Origin of the sequence: Streptomyces sp. NPDC046197, from assembly GCF_040646295.1 — a bacterium.
In the GTDB taxonomy this organism is placed as follows: domain Bacteria; phylum Actinomycetota; class Actinomycetes; order Streptomycetales; family Streptomycetaceae; genus Streptomyces.
On record NZ_JBEYZY010000003.1, the window covers coordinates 378,150 to 398,759 of the forward strand.

Genomic DNA, 20,610 nt, shown 5'->3' on the forward strand with positions numbered 1-20,610 from the left:
ACGGGCCCCATCCGCGCGCGTACTCATCTCACCGACTAGGTACGGATACTCAGGCCTGCGCGCTCATCCCCGGGTCAAGAGCGCAAACGAGGTGTCCCCGCCGCGCCCGGATGGGGAAACCACAGGTCGCAGCCCCGCGATCGGGATTGTCGGTGGGGATCGATAAAGTCGCAGACATGGCACGGATTGCGGTGATCGGCGCCGGCACGGGCGCGATGGCGGCCGCTGCCCGGCTGGCCGTCGCGGGCCACCGGGTGGCGGTGTACGAGCGGACGGAGACGTACGGCGGAGCGGTGCGCCGCTTCGAGCGGGACGGCTTCGCCTTCGACACCGGCCCCGGGCTGCTCCCGCTGCCCGCGGTCTACCGCGACCTGTTCGTCAAGACCGGCAAGGAGCCGCTGGAGGAGTGCGTCGAGCTGGTCCAGGTCGACCCGTCGTCGGCGCACGTCTTCGCGGACGGCACCCGGGTGTCGCTGCCGAACGCCTCCCGCGCGGGTGTGGTCGCGGCCCTGGACGAGGCCCTCGGGGCGGGCGCCGGGCAGCGCTGGGGCGACTTCCTGGTGCGGGCGCGGGAGGCCTGGGACCGCACCCGCCGGCCGCTGCTGGAGGAGCCCCTGTGGCCCAACTGGCCGGTGCTGGCCGAACGCGAGCCCTATCCGGCGGTGCCGCACAAGCGCCTGCTGCGCACCCGCCGGGCCGGCACGCTCGCCGAGGTCGGTGCCTGGGAACTGCGCGATCCGCGCCTCGCGGCGCTCCTGGAGAGCCACGCCCTCGCCCACGGTCTCGATCCGCGGACCGCCCCGGCGAGCGCGGCCGTGCTGCCGTACCTGGAGCATGCCTTCGGCACCTGGTACGTCCGTGGCGGCCTACGTGAGTTGGCCCGTGCGGTGTACGAGCGGTGCGTGGCCCGCAGGGTGGAGTTCGTCTTCGGTGCCGAGGTCACGCGGGTGCTGGAGAAGGACGGCAGGGCGGCGGGAGTGGAGCTCGCCGACGGGACGGTGGCGGAGGCGGAGTTCGTGGTCGCCGGGATCTGCCCCGGCGCCCTCGGGCGGGCCACCCGTGGCACCGCGCTGCGTGGCGAGGGTGAGGTGCCCCCGCAGCCGGGAGCGCTCAGCCGGCTGACGGTGCTGCTGGCGCTGCGCGGTGGCCGTCCCGAGGGGGCGGCGCACCGCACTGTGGTGCACACCGGGGACCGCGCCGCAGAGCTGGACGCGCTGTTCGGCCCGGCACCCGGGCTGCCGGCGGACCCCACGGTCACTGTGCTGCGTCCCGACGACCCGGCGCTCACCCCGGACGCGGACCATGAGGCGGTCACGCTCACGGCCACGGTTCCGGCACTGACGTCCGGGCGGGAAGGAGCGGAAGAGGAGGCCCTGCACGCGCAGGCCGACCGCTTGATCACCGCCGCCGGGCGGGCGCTGCCCGGACTCCGTGACCGGCTGCTGTGGCACGAGGTCAGGACCCCGGTCGACATCGCGGAGGTGACCGGAGCGGAGGGCGGAGCCGTTCCCGGGCCGTCGCTCGCCGCGGCAGCGGGGCGCCTGCTGCACCCGTCGAACGTCACGAGACTGCCCGGCCTGTTCACCGTCGGCGGCTGGTCGCACCCCGGCGGCGGCCTCCCGCACGCCGGCATGTCGGGCGCCCTGGTCGCGGGACTGATCGTGGAGGGACCCCAGTTCCGGGGTTCGCAGTGAGCGTCCACCGGGGCCGACGGCGCCCACGGCGGGGGAAGTGCCCGGCTCCAGAAACGGTACTGCTGGTTCAGAAACGGTACTGCTCGTCGAAGCCCGCGCCGTGCTGCGTCTGGTGCTGCGTCTGGCCCTGCCCGTTGCCCTGGTACGGGTAGGACTGCTCCGGCGGGAGTTCGCCGCCGTAGGACTCGTCGGTGCGCTGCTGGGGGACCCACACGCCACTGGCCGGGGTCTCGCCGCCGTACCCGCCGGTTGCGGGGTACTGGCCCTGGGCGTACCCCTGCTGGACGTAGTCCTGCTGCCCGCCGTACGTGGTGTCGTACGACGCACCGCCGTAGCCCTGCCCGGCGGCGTACGGGTCGGAGTAGCCCGCGTACTGCTGCTGGCCGGTGGTGTCGTAGCCGTAACTCTGCTGCCCGTACCCGGAGTAGTCGTAGGCGTAGCTCTGGTCGGTGCCCTGGGCGGCGGTCGCGTACTGGTCCTGGGACTGGCCCGCACTCGCGTAGGAGGAGTTGGCGCCGGTCCGGTAGCCGGAGTCGGCGTATATGCCGTAGGAGCCGGTGTCGTCGGGCAGGGGCTGCGGCTCGTACACGGCGGTGGCCTCGGCGGCCGTGGGCTGCACGGGCCGGGCGGGGGTGAAGACGTCGTCGCGGTCGTAGTCGTCGTGTCCGTAGGACACGTTGTCGCGCCCGCGTGCGGGCTCCTCGTCGACCCGGCCGCCCTCGGCCGCCTCCAGGTCGGAGACCTCGAGGGCCGGTTCCTGACGGTTGCCCGAGCCGCGGTGGCGCTTGCTGCCACCGCCGGTGGCGGCGGCGTCCGGCCGGTTGACCGCCCAGCCGGCCGCGAATCCGCGCCGGAAGGAGAGCGTGACGTAGGTCTGTCCGACCGCGAAGGCGGCCGCGCCCAGCCCGATGACGATGACGGACGGCATCAGCACGCCGAGCACGACGCCGAGGAATCCGACGAAGGCGAGCAGCCGCCAGCGCAGCCTCGCCTTGTACTGCAGCAGCACCTCGCCGAGCAGCCACAGCGCGACGACGCCGAACGCGATGTAGAGGACCGTCCAGCCCATGTACGCCCCTCTCCCAGTGGCCGCTACGCAGTGTGTCGTATCGCGGTGCGACCGGTCTAGGCCTGCGGTGGGTGGTGCAGGCCCAGGTTTTCGTAGATTTCCAGGGTCGCCGTGGAGTTGTTGAGCGTGATGAAGTGCAGTCCGGGCACTCCCTCGGCCAGCAGCCGCGCGCAGAACTCCGTGGCGAACTCGATCCCGATCGAGCGTACAGCCGCCGCGTCCTCTTTCGCTGTGAGGATCCGCTCTTTCAGAGTCTCCGGGATGGAGGCGTTGCTGAGCTGGGGCAGCCGCTGAAGCATCTTCACGCTCGTGACCGGCATGACCTCGGGGATGACCGGGGTCTCGCAGCCGGCGTCGACGACCCGGTCGCGGAGGCGAAGGTACGACTCCGCTTCGAAGAACATCTGTGTGATGGCGTAGTCGGCGCCCGCACGGCACTTGTCGACGAAGTGCGTGACGTCCGTGTCCCAGTCGCAGGAGCGCGGGTGCATTTCGGGGAAGGCGGCGACACCGACGCAGAAGTCGCCCGACTCCTTGATGAGCCGGACGAGTTCGGCCGCGTACGTCAGGCCCCGCGGGTGCGGGACCCATTCGCCCATGGGGTCGCCGGGCGGGTCTCCGCGCACGGCGAGCATGTTGCGGATCCCCGCGTCGGCGTACTGGCCGATGATGTTGCGCAGCTCGGCGATGGAGTGGTTGACCGCGGTGAGATGGGCGACCGGCGTGAGGGTGGTGTCGGCGGCGATCTGCTCGGTCGCCTTCACCGTGCCCGCGCGGGTGGAGCCGCCGGCGCCGTACGTCACGGACACGAAGTCCGGCGCGACGGCCTCGACCCTCCTCAGCGCGTTCCACAGGTTGCGCTCACCCTTTTCCGTCTTGGGAGCCCAGAACTCGAACGAGTACGTCCTCTTGCCGGTGGCGAGCATGTCGCGCACGGTGCGTGCGCGATCAGTCCTGGTGGATGCGGTTCCGAGGGCCATACTCGCAGGTTATCCAGGGGGCGGCGGTCCCCCAACCGGGCACCGGAAATTTGCCCGAATTGTCGGCCTGTTGTCCACCCATCGGACAGGGCGGCCTGAATTGGACGGGTGCGCGCGCGGCCCGTGTCCGGGAGATGAGACGCCTACGCTGCCTGCCGCAGCCGTTTGGCGAGCTCCGCCGCGGCCGCGCCGGGGTCGTCCGCCTCGGTGATCGCCCGGACCACCACGACACGGCGGGCGCCGGCCCGCAGCACCTCGTCGAGGTTGTCCAGGCCGATGCCGCCGATGGCGAACCAGGGCCGCTCGGTGCCCAGGGAGGCGGTGTACCGGACCAGGCCGAGACCGGGGGCGGGGCGGCCGGGCTTGGTCGGAGTGGGCCAGCACGGGCCCGTGCAGAAGTAGTCCACGCCCTCCTGGACGGCGGCAGCGGCGGCCTCGGACTCGGCGTGCGTGGAGCGGCCGATCAGGATGTCGTCGCCGAGGATCGCGCGGGCCGCGGCAACCGGCAGATCACCCTGGCCGAGGTGCAGGACGTCGGCGCCGGCCGCGTGGGCGACGTCGGCGCGGTCGTTGACCGCGAGGAGCTTGCCGTGGCGGGCGCAGGCGTCGGCGAAGACCTCGAGCCGCGCCAGCTCCTCGCCCGCCTCCATGCCCTTGTCGCGCAGCTGCACGATGTCGACGCCGCCCGCCAGGACCGCGTCCAGGAACTCGGGCAGGTCGCCCTGCCGCCTGCGGGCGTCCGTGCAGAGGTAGAGCCGGGCGTCGGCCAGCTGGGCGCGGGCGGTGGCTGCGGCGGTGTCGGACATGCGGTCCCCCGTTGTGGTCGTTGTGGATGCGGTGGGTCGTGGCGTACGGGCCGCGGCGGCGAGGCGGGCCGCCGGACCGGGACCGCCCGGGACCGGGGGTCCGTGCGAACCGTACCCGGGGCCTGGCTCCCGGCTCCGCCCGTCCGGCCCGTCGCCGGATCACTGGGACCGGAACAGGCTGGGGGCGGAACAGGCTGGGGCCGGACCGAGCCGTGGTCCAGAACCGAGCCATGGTCTGGACCGGGCCGGGCCTGGCGCAGGGCCGGTGGCCCATGCGAACCGTACTCGGGCCGACCTGCCGGTTCCGCCGGGTCCGGCCCGTCGCCGGAACAGGCTGGGGCCAGACCACGCCGTGGCCGGACCAGACCGTGGCCAGACCGGGCCGCAGCCGAACCAAGCCCCAGCCAGACCGGGCCGCAGCCGGACCAAACCCCAGCCGAACCAGACCCCAGCCAGACCAGACCCCAGCCGAATCAAGCCCCAGCCGAACCAAGCCATAGCCGGACGCCAGGCCAGGCCGTGGCCGGAGCAAGCCATGCCCGCCCCGGGCCGCCGCCCGCGTAGGCCGCGGCCCGTACGCCGGAACGGTCGTGTGGGTCAGACGGCGAGCGCCTGGGCGCGGCGCTTCACCTCCGTGCCGCGATTCTCGCGCAGCGCCTGCGCGGGAGTGCCGGGCAGGGTCGGGTCGGGGGTGAAGAGCCACTCGATCATCTCTTCGACCGTGAAGCCGTCGTCCCTGAGCAACGTCAAGGTGCCGGACAGGCCCTTGACGACCTTGTCCCCGTCGATGAAATCGGCGGGAACATGCAGCGCGCGGTTCTCACCACGGCGTACGGCGATGAGCTGGCCCTCCTTGACCAGCTGCCGCACGCGTGTCACCTCGACGCCGAACTGTTCGGCGATGTCGGGGAGCGTGAGCCAGGCGGGGACGAGAGCATCGATCTTTGCGTCAATCTCGGTCACGGGATCAAGCGTGCCATCTGGGACTGACACTCGGAAGCCAGGCCCGTCCAGGTGGGAGAACGTCCCACGTCACAGCCCCGGCAGACGCTACGCCGTGGCCGCCTTCAGGGGCCGGCCCGGATCCGCCAGAAGGTCCCGGTCCATCGGCGTCCCCGCCTCGATCAGGCGCCTGCCCTGCGCCAGGTCCCGCGGCCGCCCCACCGCCAGCAGCGCGACCAGACGGCCCTCGCGCAGCCAGCAGACCGTCCAGGCCGATGTCGAGGGGTCACCACGCCAGACGGTGGTGTCCGCGCCGGGGTGGTGGCCGGCGTACTGCACAAAGCGGCCGAACTGCTCGGACCAGAAGTACGGCACCGGGTCGTAGACCGCGGGGGTCTGACCGATGATGTTGGCCGCGACCGTGCGCGGCCCCTGCAGCGCGTTGTCCCAGTGGTGGACCAGCAGGCGCTCGCCGTACCGCCGCGACGGGAAGGAGGCGCAGTCGCCGACCGCGTACACGTCCGGCAGGCCGGTGCGCAGGTGGTCGTCGGCCACCACCTCGCCGTACCGGCCCAGCTCGATGCCGGAGCCGGCCAGCCAGCTCGTCGCGGGACGCGCGCCGATGCCGACCACCACGGCACCCGCGGGCAGCCGGGAGCCGTCGTCGAGCACCACCGCGGCCGGCTCGACGCGCGCCACGCGCGCGTGCGTGTGCAGCTCGGCCCCGCTGTCGGCGTACCACGCGGCCATCGGGGCGGCCACCTCGGCGGGCAGCGCCCCCGCAAGCGGGCGGTCCGCGGCCTCCACGACCGTGACGGCACAGCCCGCCTCGCGCGCGGCCGTGGCGAACTCGGCGCCGATCCAGCCGGCCCCGACGACCACGATGTCGTGCTGCCGGGCCAGCACCGGCCGCAGCCGCTCGGCGTCGTCCAGGGTGCGCAGCAGATGCACGCCGGGGACGCCCTCGGCGCCCGGCAGCCGGATCGGTTCGGCGCCGGTCGCGAGGACGAGGACGTCATAGGGCACGGGACCGGCGGAGGTGTCGAGCACGTACGCCCCGGCGCGCACGGCCAGCGCCTCGCGGCCCAGTTGGAGTTCGATGCCGAGCGCCTCGAAGTCGACGTCGAAGGCGGAACCCTCGGCCTTGCCGAGCAGCACGGCCTTGGACAGCGGCGGCCGGTCGTACGGCTGGTGGGGCTCGGCGCCGATCAGCGTCACGGTGCCGGTGAAGCCCTGCTCCCGCAGGGCGACCGCGGTCTGCACCCCGGCCATGCCCGCACCGACGACGACCACACGCCGCGGCTGTGACGTGCCCTGTTCCTGCCTCTGCTCGCTCACCTGATCACCATAGACAACTGACGAATAGTCAGTCATGGGGCGTGCGGCGTGACCTGCTCCACAACGCTCGTTCCGTGGCCCGGCTGCGACTCCCATCGCCAGGTCTCCTCCAACCGCACCCGGCCGTCGGGCAGTTCGACGACCGTGGACACACAGTGCCCGCAGGACGTCGTCCCGTCGTGCCTCAGCTGCACGTACCGGAAGTCGAGGCGGTCACCTTCCCGGGTACCCACCAGATGGCCGCGTACGACGTCGCCGCCCGCGTAATCGGCCCAGATCACCCCGTCCTTCTCGTGGTAGGTGAACCGGGTGCGCGTGCCCACCTGACCCGGGGCCTGGTCGGCGACGGGAGCGAGCACGAGACCGTCCAGCGAGCGGGGCATGACGAAAGGCTCCCTTACCGGGGCGACGCTCTGCGGGCTAGGGTGGCCACCGTACAAGCACTCGCGGGAGCCCGGACGCACCGGGCTGAGAGGGAGGCTGGCGGCCTCCGACCGTACGAACCTGATCCGGGTCATGCCGGCGAAGGGAGGGGCTGGACGCCCATGTCGTCTTCGTGTACGTCAGACGTCCTCGTCATCGGGGGCGGAATCATCGGGCTGGTGACGGCCTGGCGCGCGGCCCAGCGCGGGTTGGCCACCGCCGTGGTGGATCCCGAGCCGGGCGGCGGGGCCGCGCAGGTGGCGGCCGGGATGCTCGCCGCCGTCACCGAACTCCACTACGGCGAGCAGACCCTGCTCGGGCTGAACCTGGCCTCGGCCCGCCGCTATCCGGACTTCGCGGCCGAGCTGACCGAGCTGACCGGCCACGACCTCGGCTACCGCCGGTGCGGCACGCTCGCCGTCGCGCTGGACGCCGACGACCGCGCCCACCTGCGGGAACTGCACGCCCTGCAGCGTCTGTCGGGCCTGGACTCGGAGTGGTTGTCCGGGCGTGACTGCCGGCGCCTGGAGCCGATGCTCGCGCCCGGTGTGCGCGGCGGGCTGCGGGTGGACGGCGACCACCAGATCGACCCGCGGCGCCTGGCGGGGGCGCTGGTGACCGCGTGCGAGCGGGCGGGCGTGGTCTTCCGCCGCGCCTGGGCCGAGCGGCTCACGCTGGTCCGGGACCGGGCCGCGGGCTGCGTGCTGCGTGACGGCACCGAACTGCACGCGGACCAGGTGGTGCTCGCGGCCGGCAGCCTCAGCGGGCAGCTGGCGGGTGTGCCGGACGACGTCCTGCCGCCGGTGCGGCCGGTGAAGGGACAGGTCGTGCGGTTGACCGTGCCGAAGCGGTACGCACCGTTGCTGAACCGGACGGTACGGGCCATGGTGCGCGGCAGCCATGTCTACCTGGTGCCGCGGCTCAACGGCGAGCTGGTCGTCGGAGCGACCAGCGAGGAACTGGGATGGGACACCACGGTGACCGCGGGCGGGGTGTACGAGCTGCTGCGGGACGCGCACGAGCTGGTGCCGGGAATCACCGAGCTGCCGCTGACGGAGACGCAGGCCGGGCTGCGTCCCGGCTCCCCCGACAACGCGCCGCTGCTCGGCCCGACCGGTCTTGACGGGCTGCTGCTGGCCACCGGGCACTTCCGCAACGGGGTGCTGCTCACCCCGGTCACCGGTGACGCGATGGCGCACGTCCTCACCACCGGCGAACTGCCGGAGGAAGCCCGGCCCTTCGTCCCCACGCGGTTTCGTGCCGCCGCACTCCTGGAGCAGTCCGTATGAACATCTCCGTCAACGGGAAGCCCCGGGAGATCACTCCCGGCACGGCTCTCGACACCGTCGTGAAAACGCTGACCGCGGCGCCCTCCGGGGTGGCCGCGGCCCTCAACGAGACCGTCGTCCCGCGGACGCGGTGGTCCTCCACGGCCCTGGCCGAGGGCGACCGCGTCGAAGTGCTCACCGCCGTTCAAGGAGGCTGACCCATGGCCGACGATCCCTTCGTTCTGGGTGGTACGACCTTCACCTCCCGGCTGATCATGGGCACCGGAGGCGCGCCGAGCCTGGATGTGCTGGAGCGGTCGCTCACCGCCTCGGGCACGGAGCTGACGACGGTCGCGATGCGGCGGGTGGACCCGGCCGTGCACGGGTCGGTGCTGTCGGTGCTGGACAAGCTCGGGATCCGGGTGCTGCCGAACACGGCCGGCTGCTTCACCGCCGGTGAGGCGGTGCTCACGGCCCGGCTGGCCCGGGAGGCGCTGGGCACCGATCTGGTCAAGCTGGAGGTCATCGCCGACGAGCGGACCCTGCTGCCGGATCCGATCGAGCTGCTGGACGCCGCCGAGACCCTGGTCGACGACGGGTTCACGGTGCTGCCGTACACGAACGACGACCCGGTGCTGGCGCGCAGGCTGGAGGACGTCGGCTGCGCAGCGATCATGCCGCTGGGGTCGCCGATCGGGTCCGGGCTCGGGATCCGCAATCCGCACAACTTCCAGCTGATCGTGGAGCACGCGCGCGTGCCGGTGATCCTGGACGCCGGGGCCGGCACGGCCTCGGACGTGGCGCTGGCCATGGAGCTGGGGTGCGCGGGGGTGATGCTGGCGTCGGCGGTGACCCGGGCGCAGGAGCCGGTCCGGATGGCCGAGGCGATGCGGTACGCGGTGGAAGCGGGGAGGCTGGCCCGGCTGGCGGGGCGGATTCCGCGGCGGTATCTCGCCGAGGCGTCGTCTCCTGCGGAGGGGCTGGCCCGGCTGGACCCCGAGCGGCCCGCTTTCTAGGTACCCGGAGCTGTTCCACTTCCAGGTACCGGAGCTGTTCCACTTCCAGGTACCCGGCGCTGTTCCGCCGTCCTGGTTTCCCACCCGCGCACCACCCGTCGCCGGGGGCCCGGTGGGAAGCGTCACAGGTCGGCTGCAGTCCCGCCCCGATCCTGGCCGAAGGACCGGGCGTGTCCGTGGTGGCTCGTAGACTCACCTGCGTGGATACGACCCTTCAGGACCCTCTCGTCGGGCAGGTGCTCGACGGCCGTTACCGCGTCGACGCGCGGATCGCGGTCGGTGGGATGGCCACGGTCTACCGGGCCCTGGACACCCGCCTCGACCGGGTACTCGCGCTCAAGGTGATGCACCCCGCGCTGGCGGCCGACGGCTCCTTCGTCGAGCGGTTCATCCGGGAGGCCAAGTCGGTCGCCCGGCTGGCCCACCCGAACGTCGTGCAGGTCTTCGACCAGGGCACCGACGGGTCGTACGTCTACCTCGCCATGGAGTACGTCTCCGGCTGCACCCTGCGGGACGTGCTGCGCGAGCGCGGGGCGCTGCAGCCGCGCGCGGCCCTGGACATCCTGGAGCCGGTGCTCGCCGCGCTCGGGGCCGCGCACCGGGCCGGGTTCGTGCACCGCGACATGAAGCCCGAGAACGTCCTGATAGGGGACGACGGCCGGGTCAAGGTCGCCGACTTCGGGCTGGTGCGGGCCGTGGACACGGTCACCAGCACCACCGGCGCCGTCCTCGGTACCGTCTCCTACCTCGCCCCCGAGCAGATCGAGCACGGCACCGCAGACCCGCGGGTCGACGTCTACGCCTGCGGGGTCGTCCTCTACGAGATGCTGAGCGGCGGCAGGCCGCACCAGGGGGAAACGCCCGCGCAGGTGCTCTACCAGCATCTGCACGAGGACGTACCGCCCCCGTCGGACGCCGTGCCGGGACTGCCGTACGAGCTGGACGAGCTGGTCGCGGCGGCCACCGCGCGCACCCCCGACGTCCGGCCGCACGACGCCGTGGCACTGCTCGCCCAGGTCCGCGAGGCACGCGCGGCGCTCACCGGGGACCAGCTGGACCGGGTGCCGCCCCAGGCCCTCGCCGCGGAGCACGACAACGCCGCCGACCGGACGAGCGTGATCCCGCGCGCGTTGTCGATGCCGCGCCCGTTGCCCGTCAACGAGGACGAGGAGGAGGCGGCCTTCCACCAGGAGGCGGCCCTCAACCGCACCAGCCGGCTGGACACTCCCCCGGCCCCGCCCGCGCGGCGGCCGGCCCGGCCCCGGCGCGGTCTCGTCACCGTCGTCGCCGCGGTGCTGCTGGTCCTCGGGGTCGGCGCGGGCGTGTGGTACATCAACTCCGGGCAGTTCACGACGGTCCCACCGCTGCTGGCGAAGACCGAGGCACAGGCCAGGGACCGGCTGAAGACGGCGGGGCTGGAGGTCAAGCAGGTCAAGCACGCCTACAGCGACACCGTCCGGCGCGGCACCGTGATCAGTACGGACCCCAGGGCCGGCGCCCGTATCCGCAGCAACGACTCGGTGACGCTGACCCTCTCCGACGGCCCGGAGACCGTGCAGGTCCCCGACCTGCACGGCTACCGGCTGGACAAGGCGCGGGACGCGCTGAAGCAGGCCGGACTGGAGCCGGGGATGGTCGGCCAGTCGTTCAGCGACGACGTCCCCAAGGGCTTCGTGATCGGCACCAACCCCGCGGCGGGCACCAAGCGGCACGCCGGCTCGGCGATAGCACTCACGGTCAGCAGGGGACGCCCGGTGGACGTGCCCGACGTCACCGGCGAGGCTCTGGACCAGGCGAAGTCCGACCTGGAGGACGCGGGCCTGAAGGTGAGCGTCGCCCCGCAGCAGGTGAACTCCGAGTTCGACCAGGGGCAGGTCGCCCAGCAGACCCCGGCGGGCGACAGCCAGGCCGCCGACGGCGACACGGTCACGCTGACGCTGTCCAAGGGCCCGGAGATGGTCGAGGTGCCGGACGTGGTCGGCGACAGCGTCGGCGACGCGAAGAAGGCGCTGCAGAACGCCGGCTTCAAGGTCCAGGAGGACCGCGGTCTGCTCGGACTGTTCGGCGACACCGTCAAGGGCCAGTCGGTGAAGGGCGGCGACAAGGCGCCCAAGGGCTCGACGGTCACGATCACCATCCGGTGACAGGATGTCGGCGGGTCATGATCACCGTCCGGTGACAGGACATCGGCGGACCGCGATCACCCTCCGGTCGTCCGGGGACGGCGGGTCGCGACCATCCTCCGGTCACCCGGCCACCGGCGGGCCGCGATCACCCTCCGGTGACCGGGGACCGACGGGTGCGTGACACCCTGAGGGGGTGAGCACTCAGCAGTCCCGCGTCGCCCCCAGCCCGTCCCGCAACCCCATCGGCGGCCATGTTCCGGTCGCCGGAGGCCTCCACTCCGTGGGTCTGTCCTACGCCCGCGAGCTGAAGGCCGAGACCGTGCAGGTGTTCGTCGCCAATCCGCGCGGCTGGGCCACGCCCGCCGGCAGTCCGCGGCAGGACGAGCAGTTCCGGGCGGCCTGCGCGCAGGCGTCGATCCCGGCCTATGTCCACGCCCCGTACCTGATCAACTTCGGCTCTCACACGGAGGCGACCGTCGAACGGTCGGTGGCGTCGCTTCGGCACTCGCTGCGGCGTGGACGGGAGATCGGCGCGCTGGGCGTGGTGGTGCACACCGGGAGCGCGACCGGGGGGCGGGAGCGGGCCGTGGCGTTGAAGCAGGTCCGGGAGCACCTGCTCCCGCTGCTCGACGAGCTCACCCATGACGACGACCCGTATCTGCTCCTGGAGTCCACCGCCGGCCAGGGCGCCTCGCTGTGTTCACGCACCTGGGACTTCGGGCCGTACTTCGAGGCGCTGGACGCGCACCCCAGGCTGGGCGTGTGCCTGGACACCTGCCACGTCTTCGCCGCCGGGCACGACCTGACCGGCCCGAGCGGTATGCACCAGACGCTGGATCTGCTCGTGGACACGGTCGGCGAGGGGCGGCTGAAGCTGATCCACGCCAACGACTCCAAGGACGTGGTCGGCGCACACAAGGACCGGCACGAGAACATCGGGTCCGGCCACATCGGCGAGGACCCCTTCCGCGCCCTGATGACCCACCCCGCCACCGAGGGAGTGCCGCTGATCATCGAGACGCCCGGCGGTCAGGCGGGGCACGCGGCGGACGTGGAGCGGCTGAAGAAGCTCAGGGACGGCTGACCCGGGTCACAGTTCCGGGCCGTCGCCGGGTTCCTCCTGGTAGGAGTAACGCTGCTCCTTCCAGGGGTCGCCGATGTTGTGGTAGCCGCGTTCCTCCCAGAAGCCGCGGCGGTCGGCGGTCATGTACTCGACGCCGCGCACCCACTTGGGGCCCTTCCAGGCGTACAGGTGGGGGACGATCAGGCGGAGCGGGAAGCCGTGCTCGGCGGTGAGCAGCTCGCCGTCCTTGTGGGTGGCGAACAGGGTGCGCTCGGCGGCGAAGTCGGACAGGCGCAGGTTGGAGCTGAAGCCGTACTCGGCCCACACCATCACATGGCTGACCTCCGGTGCCGGCGGGGCGATCTCCAGGATCGCGCGGGCCGGGATGCCGCCCCATTCCGCGCCGAGCATGCTGAACTTCGTGACGCAGTGCAGGTCGGCCACCACGGAGGTGTACGGCAGGGCCGTGAACTCCTCGTGCGTCCAGCAGTGCTTCTCCCCGTCGGCGGTGGCGCCGAAGACCCGGAACTCCCAGCGCTCGGGACGGAACTTGGGCACCGGGCCGTAGTGCGTGACCGGCCAGCCCCGCTGCAGTCGCTGCCCCGGCGGAAGCTCCGGCTGTGCCGCTGCTCCGGACACCTCTCCTGATGCTCGCTCCACCGGCTGACCCATGGCTCCATCCTGACAGACCGGAGAGGGTGCACATGACCAGCCCGGGGTCGAATCGGGCATTTCACACTAAGCGTGCACTTACTGGACGACCCCGTACACCAATGTCATCATGCGGCCCTATATGCCCGGATTTGCCCGGAAGGAGCCCACCGCGATGCAAGGCGACCCCGAGGTCATCGAACTGCTCAACGAGCAGCTCACCGCCGAGCTCACCGCGATCAACCAGTACTTCCTGCACTCGAAGCTGCAGGACCACAAGGGGTGGACGAAGCTCGCCAGGTACACGCGGGAGGAGTCCTTCGACGAGATGCGGCACGCCGAGCTGCTGACCGACCGCATCCTGCTGCTCGACGGCCTGCCCAACTACCAGCGGCTCTTCCACGTGCAGGTCGGGCAGACGGTGGCCGAGATGTTCCGGGCGGACCGGCAGATCGAGGTGGAGGCCATCGACCGGCTGCGCCGGGGGGTCGAGGTGATGCGGAACAAGGGCGACATCACGTCCGCGAACACCTTCGAGGCGATCCTCGCCGACGAGGAGCACCACATCGACTACCTGGACACCCAGCTGGAGCTGGTCGACAAGCTGGGTGAGGCGCTCTACCTCGCGACGGTCGTCGAGCAGAGCCGGCCGGACGCCTCGGGCCCCGGCACGGGCGGCTCCTCGACGCACTAGGCGTGCCGTCCGGACGGGTTGGCTTCGCTGGACAGCGAGTCGGCAGGGCCCAGGGAGTGTCGTTTGGATCACCGCGGGTCCGCGACGCCTGGCAGGGCACCTCGCCGCGTTGTCGCATCACCCGAGTACGCCCGGTACGCGGGTCGTGCTCCGCCTTGCGATGCACCGCACCATGCGCCGCGGCCTGATCCGCGCTGATCCAAACGACACCCCCTAGCTAGGCGGCGTCGCCCAGTCGTGTCGCGGGCGTGGCGGGCGTCCGGCGGGTGAGCTGTGCCGGTGCGGCCTGGTCGAGCGGCTCCCGGCGGGGGCAGGCGCCCCGCCCGAGCAGCGCCTGGATGCGGCGCACACATCCGCCGCAGTCGGTTCCGGCCTTGCAGGCCGAGGCTATCTGGCGGGGGGTGCAGGCGCCGTTCTCCGCGTGCTGCTTGACCTGCTGCTCGGTGACTCCGAAGCAACTGCAGACGTACACGCGGTTCACCTCCCGCCGGGATCGTTCAGTGGCGCCGCCCCGACTTCTCGGTGAGGCAAACCTAACCTTACCCGTGGGGTCGGGCCCGCGAAAGTGACAGAGGGCGCGGATCGTGTGTGATCCGCGCCCCATCTCAGCCACTCGCGACGAGTCTCAGCCACCCGTGACGGGCGGCCCGGTCACTGGTCGCGGTACATCTCGGCGACGAGGAACGCGAGGTCCAGGGACTGGCTGCGGTTCAGCCGCGGGTCGCAGGCCGTCTCGTAGCGCTGGTGGAGGTCGTCGACGAAGATCTCGTCGCCGCCGCCGACGCACTCGGTGACGTCGTCGCCGGTCAGCTCCACGTGGATGCCACCGGGGTGGGTGCCCAGCGCCTTGTGCACCTCGAAGAAGCCCTTGACCTCGTCGAGCACGTCGTCGAAGCGGCGGGTCTTGTGACCGGAGGCCGCCTCGAAGGTGTTGCCGTGCATCGGGTCGGTCACCCAGGCCACCGCCGCGCCGGACGCCGTGACCTTCTCCACCAGCTCCGGGAGCTTGTCACGGATCTTGTCGGCGCCCATGCGGACGATGAAGGTGAGACGTCCCGGCTCGCGCTCGGGGTCGAGGCGCTCGATGTAGGTGAGGGCCTCCTCCGGCGTCGTGGTGGGGCCGAGCTTGATCCCGATCGGGTTGCGGATCTTCGAGGCGAACTCGATGTGCGCGCCGTCCAGCTGACGGGTGCGCTCACCGATCCACACCATGTGCGCCGAGACGTCGTACAGCCGCCCGGTGCGCGAGTCGACGCGGGTCAGCGCCGACTCGTAGTCGAGCAGGAGCGCCTCGTGCGAGGCGTAGAACTCGACGGTCTTGAACTCCTCCGGGTCCGCCCCGCAGGCGTGCATGAAGTTCAGCGCGTTGTCGATCTCCCGCGCCAGCTGCTCGTAGCGCTGCCCCGACGGCGAGGACCGCACGAAGTCCTGGTTCCAGGCGTGCACCTGGCGCAGGTCGGCGTAGCCGCCGGTGGTGAAGGCGCGCACCAGGTTCAGCGTGGAGGCGGAGGCGTGGTACATCCGCTTCAGCCGCTCGGGGTCCGGGACGCGGGCCTCTTCGGTGAAGTCGAAGCCGTTGACGGAGTCGCCGCGGTAGGTCGGCAGTGTCACGCCGTCGCGGGTCTCGGTCGGCTTCGAGCGCGGCTTGGAGTACTGGCCGGCGATCCGGCCGACCTTCACCACCGGCACCGAGGCGGCGTACGTCAGCACGGCGCCCATCTGGAGCAGCGTCTTGAGCTTGTTGCGGATGTGGTCGGCGGACACCGCGTCGAACGCCTCGGCGCAGTCGCCGCCCTGGAGGAGGAACGCCTCTCCCCTGGCGACGGCCGCCATCCGGGCGCGCAGCTGGTCGCACTCGCCCGCGAAGACGAGCGGCGGATACGACTCGAGGTCCGCGATCACTGCGCGCAGAGCCTCGGCGTCGGGGTACTCGGGCTGCTGCGCCGCGGGCAGGTTTCGCCAGGTGTTGCCAGCGCTCAGGCTGGGCTTAGCGTTCACGGTCACCCCGTAAACATTACGTGGTCGGGTCCGGGGTCCCTTCATCTGCTCATCAATTGAGACGGATGGTGCTCGATCGCGGACACCTGCGGTGGAGGTCGCCGCGCCGGCTGTGACACGCCGGTCCCACGTCCAGCCGGTCGCGGTCGATGCTGATGGTCACCCCGCCGTACGTCTCGGTCCTCTCCCCCGCGTACTGGTGAATGCGCTGCTGGGCGGCCCACATGCCGGCCGGGAGGACCGCGTCGGTGGTGCCGTCCTCGTCGTTCCAGCGCGCGAAGTACAGCACGTCGGGCAGGGTCGTCGTCTTGGCGTGCGCGACCAGGTCGGTGACCAGGGACGAGACGCTGCCGTAGGCGCCGGAGCGGTAGCCGAGCTCGTGCAGCCGCCCGGTCCAGGCCGCCAGGTAACCGAGCACCCGTGTGGTGACGGCTCCGCCCGGGGTGTAGTTCTCCAGGTTGTTGTAGAGCACCGACCCCTTGCCCAGCCCGAGCGCGGCGGCCTGGGCGACCGCGTCCTCGGCGGCCGCCCTGCCCTGCACTGCCGGGTCGGTGATGGCGGCGCAGTCGTCGTCGCAGCTGCCGGAGCCGGCGTCGGGCTGCGGGCCGACGTACAGCGGGAAGAAGCGCCAGCCTTTGGTGTACTGCGTCTGCACCCACTGGGCCGTCAGTTTCGGCTGGCTGCAGCCCCGGTTCACACCGCCGATGTAGATGCCGATCGCTGCGTAGGGCGACTGGGCCTTCCAGGTGTTCATGGCCGACTGGCTCGGCGCGGTGCAGGCGTCGAAGCCCCTGCCCCGGTACGCGGTGGCGTCGGTCGGGACGGTGACGGCGGCCGGATACCTGCCCTGCCGGTCGGCGCGGGCGGTGGCGACCGGCAGCCCGGCGCTGCGCAGGACCTGCTGGATCGCCACCCGGTCGACACCGTACGGAGCCGTCACGGCGATTCCGCTGGCGGTCGCCCGGTAGACGCGGTCCGTACGGTTCTCGGTCACCGCGCTCTTGGTCGCCGTGCCGGGCTGCAGCCAGAGCGACTCGGTGCGTCCGACGACACGGGCGGGGCAGTCCTGCCGCTCCCCCGGTGTGCCGAGGTAGACGGCGTGCCGGTCGAAGCGGACGCAGGCCGTCGGGTCCGCGGCGAGGTCGACGACCTCCCAGTCGGCGGGGACGGTGAAGGTGTGGCCGCGGTAGACGACGGTCCTGTCGCCGGCGTCCGTGGCGGTACGGGCGGTGGCGGGCGAACCGGCGCCAAGAGCCGCGCAGGCGGTCAGCGCGGCGAGCGCGCGCACGGCGCGCCGTCCGATCCGGCGGCGCGGCCGTGATGAGCGTGATGCGGAAATGACTCTCTCCTCGGTCGGGCACGGGTGCTGCGGAAAACCGGGGTGGGGATCAACTCGCGGGTGACGGACGCCCTTCTTCCACCCGGTGAGTCGGCCGGAAACCGACGTGTGGTGCGTATGGGCGACGGGCCGACGGGCGCGATGGGGTAAGGTGTGCAGCATGCACGCGTACTCGACCCAGACTCAGAACTGGTGGTGGACCGCTCGTCCGGCGGCCCACTGACTGCGCGTACCGAAGACTTCGCGAAGGCCGCCCGAGGGGCGGCCTTCGGTGTTTCCAGCACCCCGGCCGTTCCTCACCGCCATCGACCGGCACCGACCGGCATCGATCGACACCGACGGAAGAGGAACCAATGGATCTGGCACAACTGCCGCACGACTCCCGCCCCTTCGCCCTGCTCCGCCGCCGCACCCCGGGGCACGGACCCGACGTGGTGGAGCTGCTCGTCGGCCCGGTCACCACCCGTGACCGCCTCGCCGACCTGCCCGACGAGGGGCTCGCACTCGTGCCCTTCCGCCAGATCCGCGAGCGCGGCTTCGACGTCCGCGACGACGGCACCCCACTGGCGGTGCTGATCCCCGAGGAGACGTACGCGATCCCGCTCGCCGAGGCGCTGGCCCAGCTGCCCGCGCACGACGTCCGCGTAAAGGGCGGCGGCTTCGACGTCGCCGACGAGGAGTACGCGGCGATCGTCGGGCGCGTGCTGCACGAGGAGATCGGCGCGGGCGAGGGCGCCAACTTCGTCGTCCGGCGCACCTATGAGGGCCGGATCCCCGGCTTCGGCAGGGCCGACGCCCTGGCGCTGTTCCGGCGACTGCTGGAGGGCGAACGCGGCGCGTACTGGACGTTCGTCGTGCACACCGGTGACCGGACCCTCGTCGGCGCCAGCCCCGAGGTGCACGTGAGGATGTCCGGGGGCACCGTCGTCATGAACCCGATCAGCGGGACGTACCGCTACCCGGCCCAGGGGCCGACGCCCGAGCACCTGCTGGAGTTCCTCGCCGACGGCAAGGAGATCGAGGAGCTGTCGATGGTCGTCGACGAGGAGCTCAAGATGATGTGCACCGTCGGGGACATGGGCGGGGTCGTCGTCGGACCGCGGCTGAAGGAGATGGCGCACCTCGCGCACACGGAGTACGAACTGCGCGGCCGGTCCTCCCTGGACGTGCGGGAGGTGCTGAAGGAGACCATGTTCGCGGCCACGGTCACCGGCTCGCCGGTGCAGAACGCCTGCCGGGTCATCGAGCGTCACGAGGTGGGCGGCCGCGGCTACTACGCGGGCGCGCTGGCCCTCCTCGGCAAGGACTCCGGCGGCGCCCAGACCCTCGACTCCCCCATCCTCATCCGCACCGCCGACATCGACGCCTCCGGGCGGCTGCGGGTGCCGGTCGGCGCCACGCTGGTGCGCGGCTCCGATCCGGCGGGCGAGGTGGCGGAGACGCACGCCAAGGCGGCCGGAGTGCTGGCGGCCCTGGGCGTAGCGCCGTCCCGGCCGCGCGCGGAGCACTCCGGGCTCCGGCTCGCCGACGACCCCCGGGTGCGCGCGGCGCTCGACGGGCGCCGGGCCTGTCTGTCGCCGTTCTGGCTGCGCATGCGGGAGCAGTCGGGGGAGCTCACCGGCGACGCTCTGGTGGTCGACGCCGAGGACACCTTCACCGCGATGCTCGCCCACGTACTGCGCTCCTGCGGCCTGACCGTCACCGTCCGGCGCTACGACGAGCCCGGGTTGCCGGGCGCCGTGCTCGCCCACGAGGGACCGGTCGTCCTCGGACCCGGGCCGGGCGACCCGGCCGACCTCGGCGACCCCAGGATGCGCCTGCTGCGCGCCCTGACGGCCGAGTTGATCAGGACCCACCGGCACGGCGTCCTCGGGGTCTGTCTCGGGCACGAGCTGATCGCGGCCGAGCTGGGGCTGGACATCGTGCGCAAGGAGGTGCCGTACCAGGGTGCGCAGACGACGGTCGACCTGTTCGGGCGCAGCGAGACCGTCGGCTTCTACAACAGTTTCGTGGCGCGCTGCGACGACGGGACGGCGGCGGAGCTGGCCGCGCACGAGGTGGAGGTCGCCCGCGGCGCGTCCGGTGAGGTGCACGCCCTGCGCGGACCCGGTTTCGCGGGCGTCCAGTTCCACCCGGAGTCGGTCCTGACGCTGAACGGTGCCGCCATCGTGCGCGAGCTGGTCGGTCAGCTCGGCGCCACCAGCACGTGCTCGGAGCGGCGGCCGGCCCGGTAGTCGAGGACGTTGCGCACCGTGGTGTCGACGATCTGTCCCAGGGCGTCCTCGGTGTAGTAGGCCTGGTGCGAGGTGACGAGGACGTTCGGGAAGGTGACCAGGCGGGCCAGGGTGTCGTCCTCGACGGCCTCCAGGGACCTGTCGGCGAAGAACAGGCCGGCCTCGGCCTCGTAGACGTCGAGGCCGACGCCGCTGAAGCGGCCCTCGCGCAGTTCGGCGACGAGGGCCTCGGTGTCGATCAGGCCGCCCGGGCTGGTGTTCACCAGGATCGCGTCGTCCCTCATCGTCTTCAGGGCGTCCGCGTCGATCAGGTGCTGTGTCTCCGGCATCAGCGGAACGTGCAGGGAGACCAGGTCGGACTCGGCGAGGAGCCGGTCCTTGTGGACGTACTTCATGCCCAGTTCCATGCAGGCCCGGCTCTCGGCGATGTCCCAGCCCAGCAGCCGCATCCCGAAGCCGTGGGCGATCCGGGCGAAGGCCTCGCCGATCCTGCCCGTGCCGAGCACCCCGGCGGTGCGGCCGTACAGGTCGCGGCCCATCAGGCCGCCGAGCCGGAAGTCGAAGTCACGGGTGCGGATGCCGGCGCGCACGATCCGCCGGTTGACGGCCAGGGCGAGGGCCCAGGCGAACTCGGCGACCGCGTACGGCGAGTAGGACGAGACCCGGGCGACCGTCATGCCCAGCCGCTCGGCGACATGGAGGTCGATGTTGTCGAAGCCGGTGGAACGCTGGGCGATCATCCGTGTCCCGCCGGCCACCAGGACTTCCAGGACACGCCCGTCCAGCTCGGCGTTGACACAGGTGGAGACGACCTCGTAGCCCGCGGCGATGGGCGCGGTGTCCCGGTCGAGGGAGACGTCCAGGCAGCGGACCTCGTGGTGGTCCCGGAAGGCGCGCTCGATCAGGGGCCGTTCTTCGGCGTGCACTCCGAAGGCCAGGATCTCCACGAGCCCTCCGGAGGGTTGCGCC

Annotated in this window: 20 protein-coding genes and 1 riboswitch; of the genes, 9 read left to right on the forward strand and 11 right to left on the reverse strand. The window is 72.0% G+C overall.

The features are described from left to right. The first annotated feature begins 176 nt into the window (after positions 1-176). The gene (locus AB0A61_RS06850; RefSeq protein ID WP_361287211.1) at positions 177-1,694 is read left to right on the forward strand and encodes an NAD(P)/FAD-dependent oxidoreductase; all 1,518 of its coding nucleotides are present in this window, start codon (positions 177-179) and stop codon (positions 1,692-1,694) included. A 67-nt stretch (positions 1,695-1,761) separates the two neighbouring features. On the opposite strand, the gene AB0A61_RS06855 is transcribed toward AB0A61_RS06850, so the two are convergent. The 6 genes from AB0A61_RS06855 to AB0A61_RS06880 form a co-directional block, all read right to left on the reverse strand. After that, complete coding sequence (locus tag AB0A61_RS06855; RefSeq protein ID WP_361287214.1) at positions 1,762-2,763, reverse strand: hypothetical protein; 1,002 nt, start codon at positions 2,761-2,763, stop codon at positions 1,762-1,764. A 56-nt stretch (positions 2,764-2,819) separates the two neighbouring features. Further along, positions 2,820-3,743: a methylenetetrahydrofolate reductase [NAD(P)H] gene (gene metF, locus AB0A61_RS06860; RefSeq protein ID WP_361287217.1), complete on the reverse strand. Its 924-nt coding sequence runs from the start codon at positions 3,741-3,743 to the stop codon at positions 2,820-2,822. Positions 3,744-3,886: 143 nt separating this feature from the next. Beyond that, positions 3,887-4,549: a thiamine phosphate synthase gene (gene thiE, locus AB0A61_RS06865; protein ID WP_361287220.1), complete on the reverse strand. Its 663-nt coding sequence runs from the start codon at positions 4,547-4,549 to the stop codon at positions 3,887-3,889. A gap of 597 nt (positions 4,550-5,146) precedes the next feature. Next, positions 5,147-5,512, reverse strand: a complete 366-nt coding sequence (locus tag AB0A61_RS06870; RefSeq protein ID WP_361287223.1) for an Rv2175c family DNA-binding protein — start codon at positions 5,510-5,512, stop codon at positions 5,147-5,149. An 87-nt stretch (positions 5,513-5,599) separates the two neighbouring features. Beyond that, on the reverse strand, positions 5,600-6,829 hold the full coding sequence (locus AB0A61_RS06875; RefSeq protein WP_361287226.1) for an FAD-dependent oxidoreductase: 1,230 nt from the start codon (positions 6,827-6,829) through the stop codon (positions 5,600-5,602). Positions 6,830-6,861: 32 nt separating this feature from the next. Next, the gene (locus AB0A61_RS06880; RefSeq protein WP_361287229.1) at positions 6,862-7,212 is read right to left on the reverse strand and encodes a hypothetical protein; all 351 of its coding nucleotides are present in this window, start codon (positions 7,210-7,212) and stop codon (positions 6,862-6,864) included. A gap of 53 nt (positions 7,213-7,265) precedes the next feature. Beyond that, positions 7,266-7,377: riboswitch (TPP riboswitch) on the forward strand. On the opposite strand from AB0A61_RS06880, the gene thiO reads away from it, so the two are divergent. From thiO to AB0A61_RS06905, 5 genes are all read left to right on the forward strand, one after another. Next, positions 7,375-8,541 (forward strand): glycine oxidase ThiO, encoded by a 1,167-nt coding sequence (thiO, locus tag AB0A61_RS06885; protein WP_361287232.1) that lies wholly within the window; start codon positions 7,375-7,377, stop codon positions 8,539-8,541. (Overlaps the previous riboswitch by 3 nt.) Beyond that, positions 8,538-8,738: a sulfur carrier protein ThiS gene (gene thiS / locus AB0A61_RS06890; RefSeq protein ID WP_361287235.1), complete on the forward strand. Its 201-nt coding sequence runs from the start codon at positions 8,538-8,540 to the stop codon at positions 8,736-8,738. The genes thiO and thiS overlap by 4 nt, the downstream gene beginning before the upstream one ends. A 3-nt stretch (positions 8,739-8,741) precedes the next feature. Further along, positions 8,742-9,536, forward strand: a complete 795-nt coding sequence (locus tag AB0A61_RS06895) for a thiazole synthase (RefSeq protein ID WP_361287238.1) — start codon at positions 8,742-8,744, stop codon at positions 9,534-9,536. A 200-nt stretch (positions 9,537-9,736) separates the two neighbouring features. After that, positions 9,737-11,680: a Stk1 family PASTA domain-containing Ser/Thr kinase gene (gene pknB, locus AB0A61_RS06900; protein ID WP_361287241.1), complete on the forward strand. Its 1,944-nt coding sequence runs from the start codon at positions 9,737-9,739 to the stop codon at positions 11,678-11,680. 175 nt (positions 11,681-11,855) lie between these two features. Further along, positions 11,856-12,746: a deoxyribonuclease IV gene (locus AB0A61_RS06905; protein WP_361287244.1), complete on the forward strand. Its 891-nt coding sequence runs from the start codon at positions 11,856-11,858 to the stop codon at positions 12,744-12,746. A 6-nt stretch (positions 12,747-12,752) separates the two neighbouring features. Here the strand turns inward: AB0A61_RS06905 and AB0A61_RS06910 are convergent, their stop codons facing one another. Continuing rightward, positions 12,753-13,397, reverse strand: a complete 645-nt coding sequence (locus AB0A61_RS06910; protein ID WP_361287247.1) for a sulfite oxidase-like oxidoreductase — start codon at positions 13,395-13,397, stop codon at positions 12,753-12,755. Between the two features lie 154 nt (positions 13,398-13,551). Here AB0A61_RS06910 and bfr point away from each other — a divergent pair, with 154 nt between their 5' ends. Continuing rightward, positions 13,552-14,070, forward strand: a complete 519-nt coding sequence (gene bfr, locus AB0A61_RS06915) for a bacterioferritin (RefSeq protein ID WP_361287250.1) — start codon at positions 13,552-13,554, stop codon at positions 14,068-14,070. Between the two features lie 217 nt (positions 14,071-14,287). Here the strand turns inward: bfr and AB0A61_RS06920 are convergent, their stop codons facing one another. The 3 genes from AB0A61_RS06920 to AB0A61_RS06930 form a co-directional block, all read right to left on the reverse strand. Next, positions 14,288-14,542 (reverse strand): (2Fe-2S)-binding protein, encoded by a 255-nt coding sequence (locus AB0A61_RS06920; RefSeq protein ID WP_361287253.1) that lies wholly within the window; start codon positions 14,540-14,542, stop codon positions 14,288-14,290. Positions 14,543-14,721: 179 nt separating this feature from the next. Then, the gene (locus AB0A61_RS06925; RefSeq protein WP_361287256.1) at positions 14,722-16,074 is read right to left on the reverse strand and encodes a class II 3-deoxy-7-phosphoheptulonate synthase; all 1,353 of its coding nucleotides are present in this window, start codon (positions 16,072-16,074) and stop codon (positions 14,722-14,724) included. Positions 16,075-16,120: 46 nt separating this feature from the next. Continuing rightward, positions 16,121-17,356: a glycoside hydrolase domain-containing protein gene (locus tag AB0A61_RS06930; protein ID WP_361287259.1), complete on the reverse strand. Its 1,236-nt coding sequence runs from the start codon at positions 17,354-17,356 to the stop codon at positions 16,121-16,123. A gap of 211 nt (positions 17,357-17,567) precedes the next feature. Between AB0A61_RS06930 and AB0A61_RS06935 the strand changes: the two genes are divergently transcribed. Beyond that, a complete protein-coding gene (locus tag AB0A61_RS06935) occupies positions 17,568-17,630 on the forward strand; it encodes a trp operon leader peptide (RefSeq protein WP_361287354.1) in 63 nt (20 codons plus the stop codon). Between the two features lie 130 nt (positions 17,631-17,760). Then, entirely contained in the window at positions 17,761-19,641 is a 1,881-nt protein-coding gene (locus tag AB0A61_RS06940; protein WP_361287262.1) for an anthranilate synthase family protein, read from the forward strand. On the opposite strand, the gene AB0A61_RS06945 is transcribed toward AB0A61_RS06940, so the two are convergent. Beyond that, positions 19,593-20,588 carry a 2-hydroxyacid dehydrogenase gene (locus AB0A61_RS06945; RefSeq protein ID WP_361287265.1) on the reverse strand — a complete coding sequence of 332 codons (996 nt, stop codon included), beginning with the start codon at positions 20,586-20,588 and terminating at the stop codon, positions 19,593-19,595. The two genes, AB0A61_RS06940 and AB0A61_RS06945, sit on opposite strands and share 49 nt — an antisense overlap. Positions 20,589-20,610: the final 22 nt, after the last annotated feature.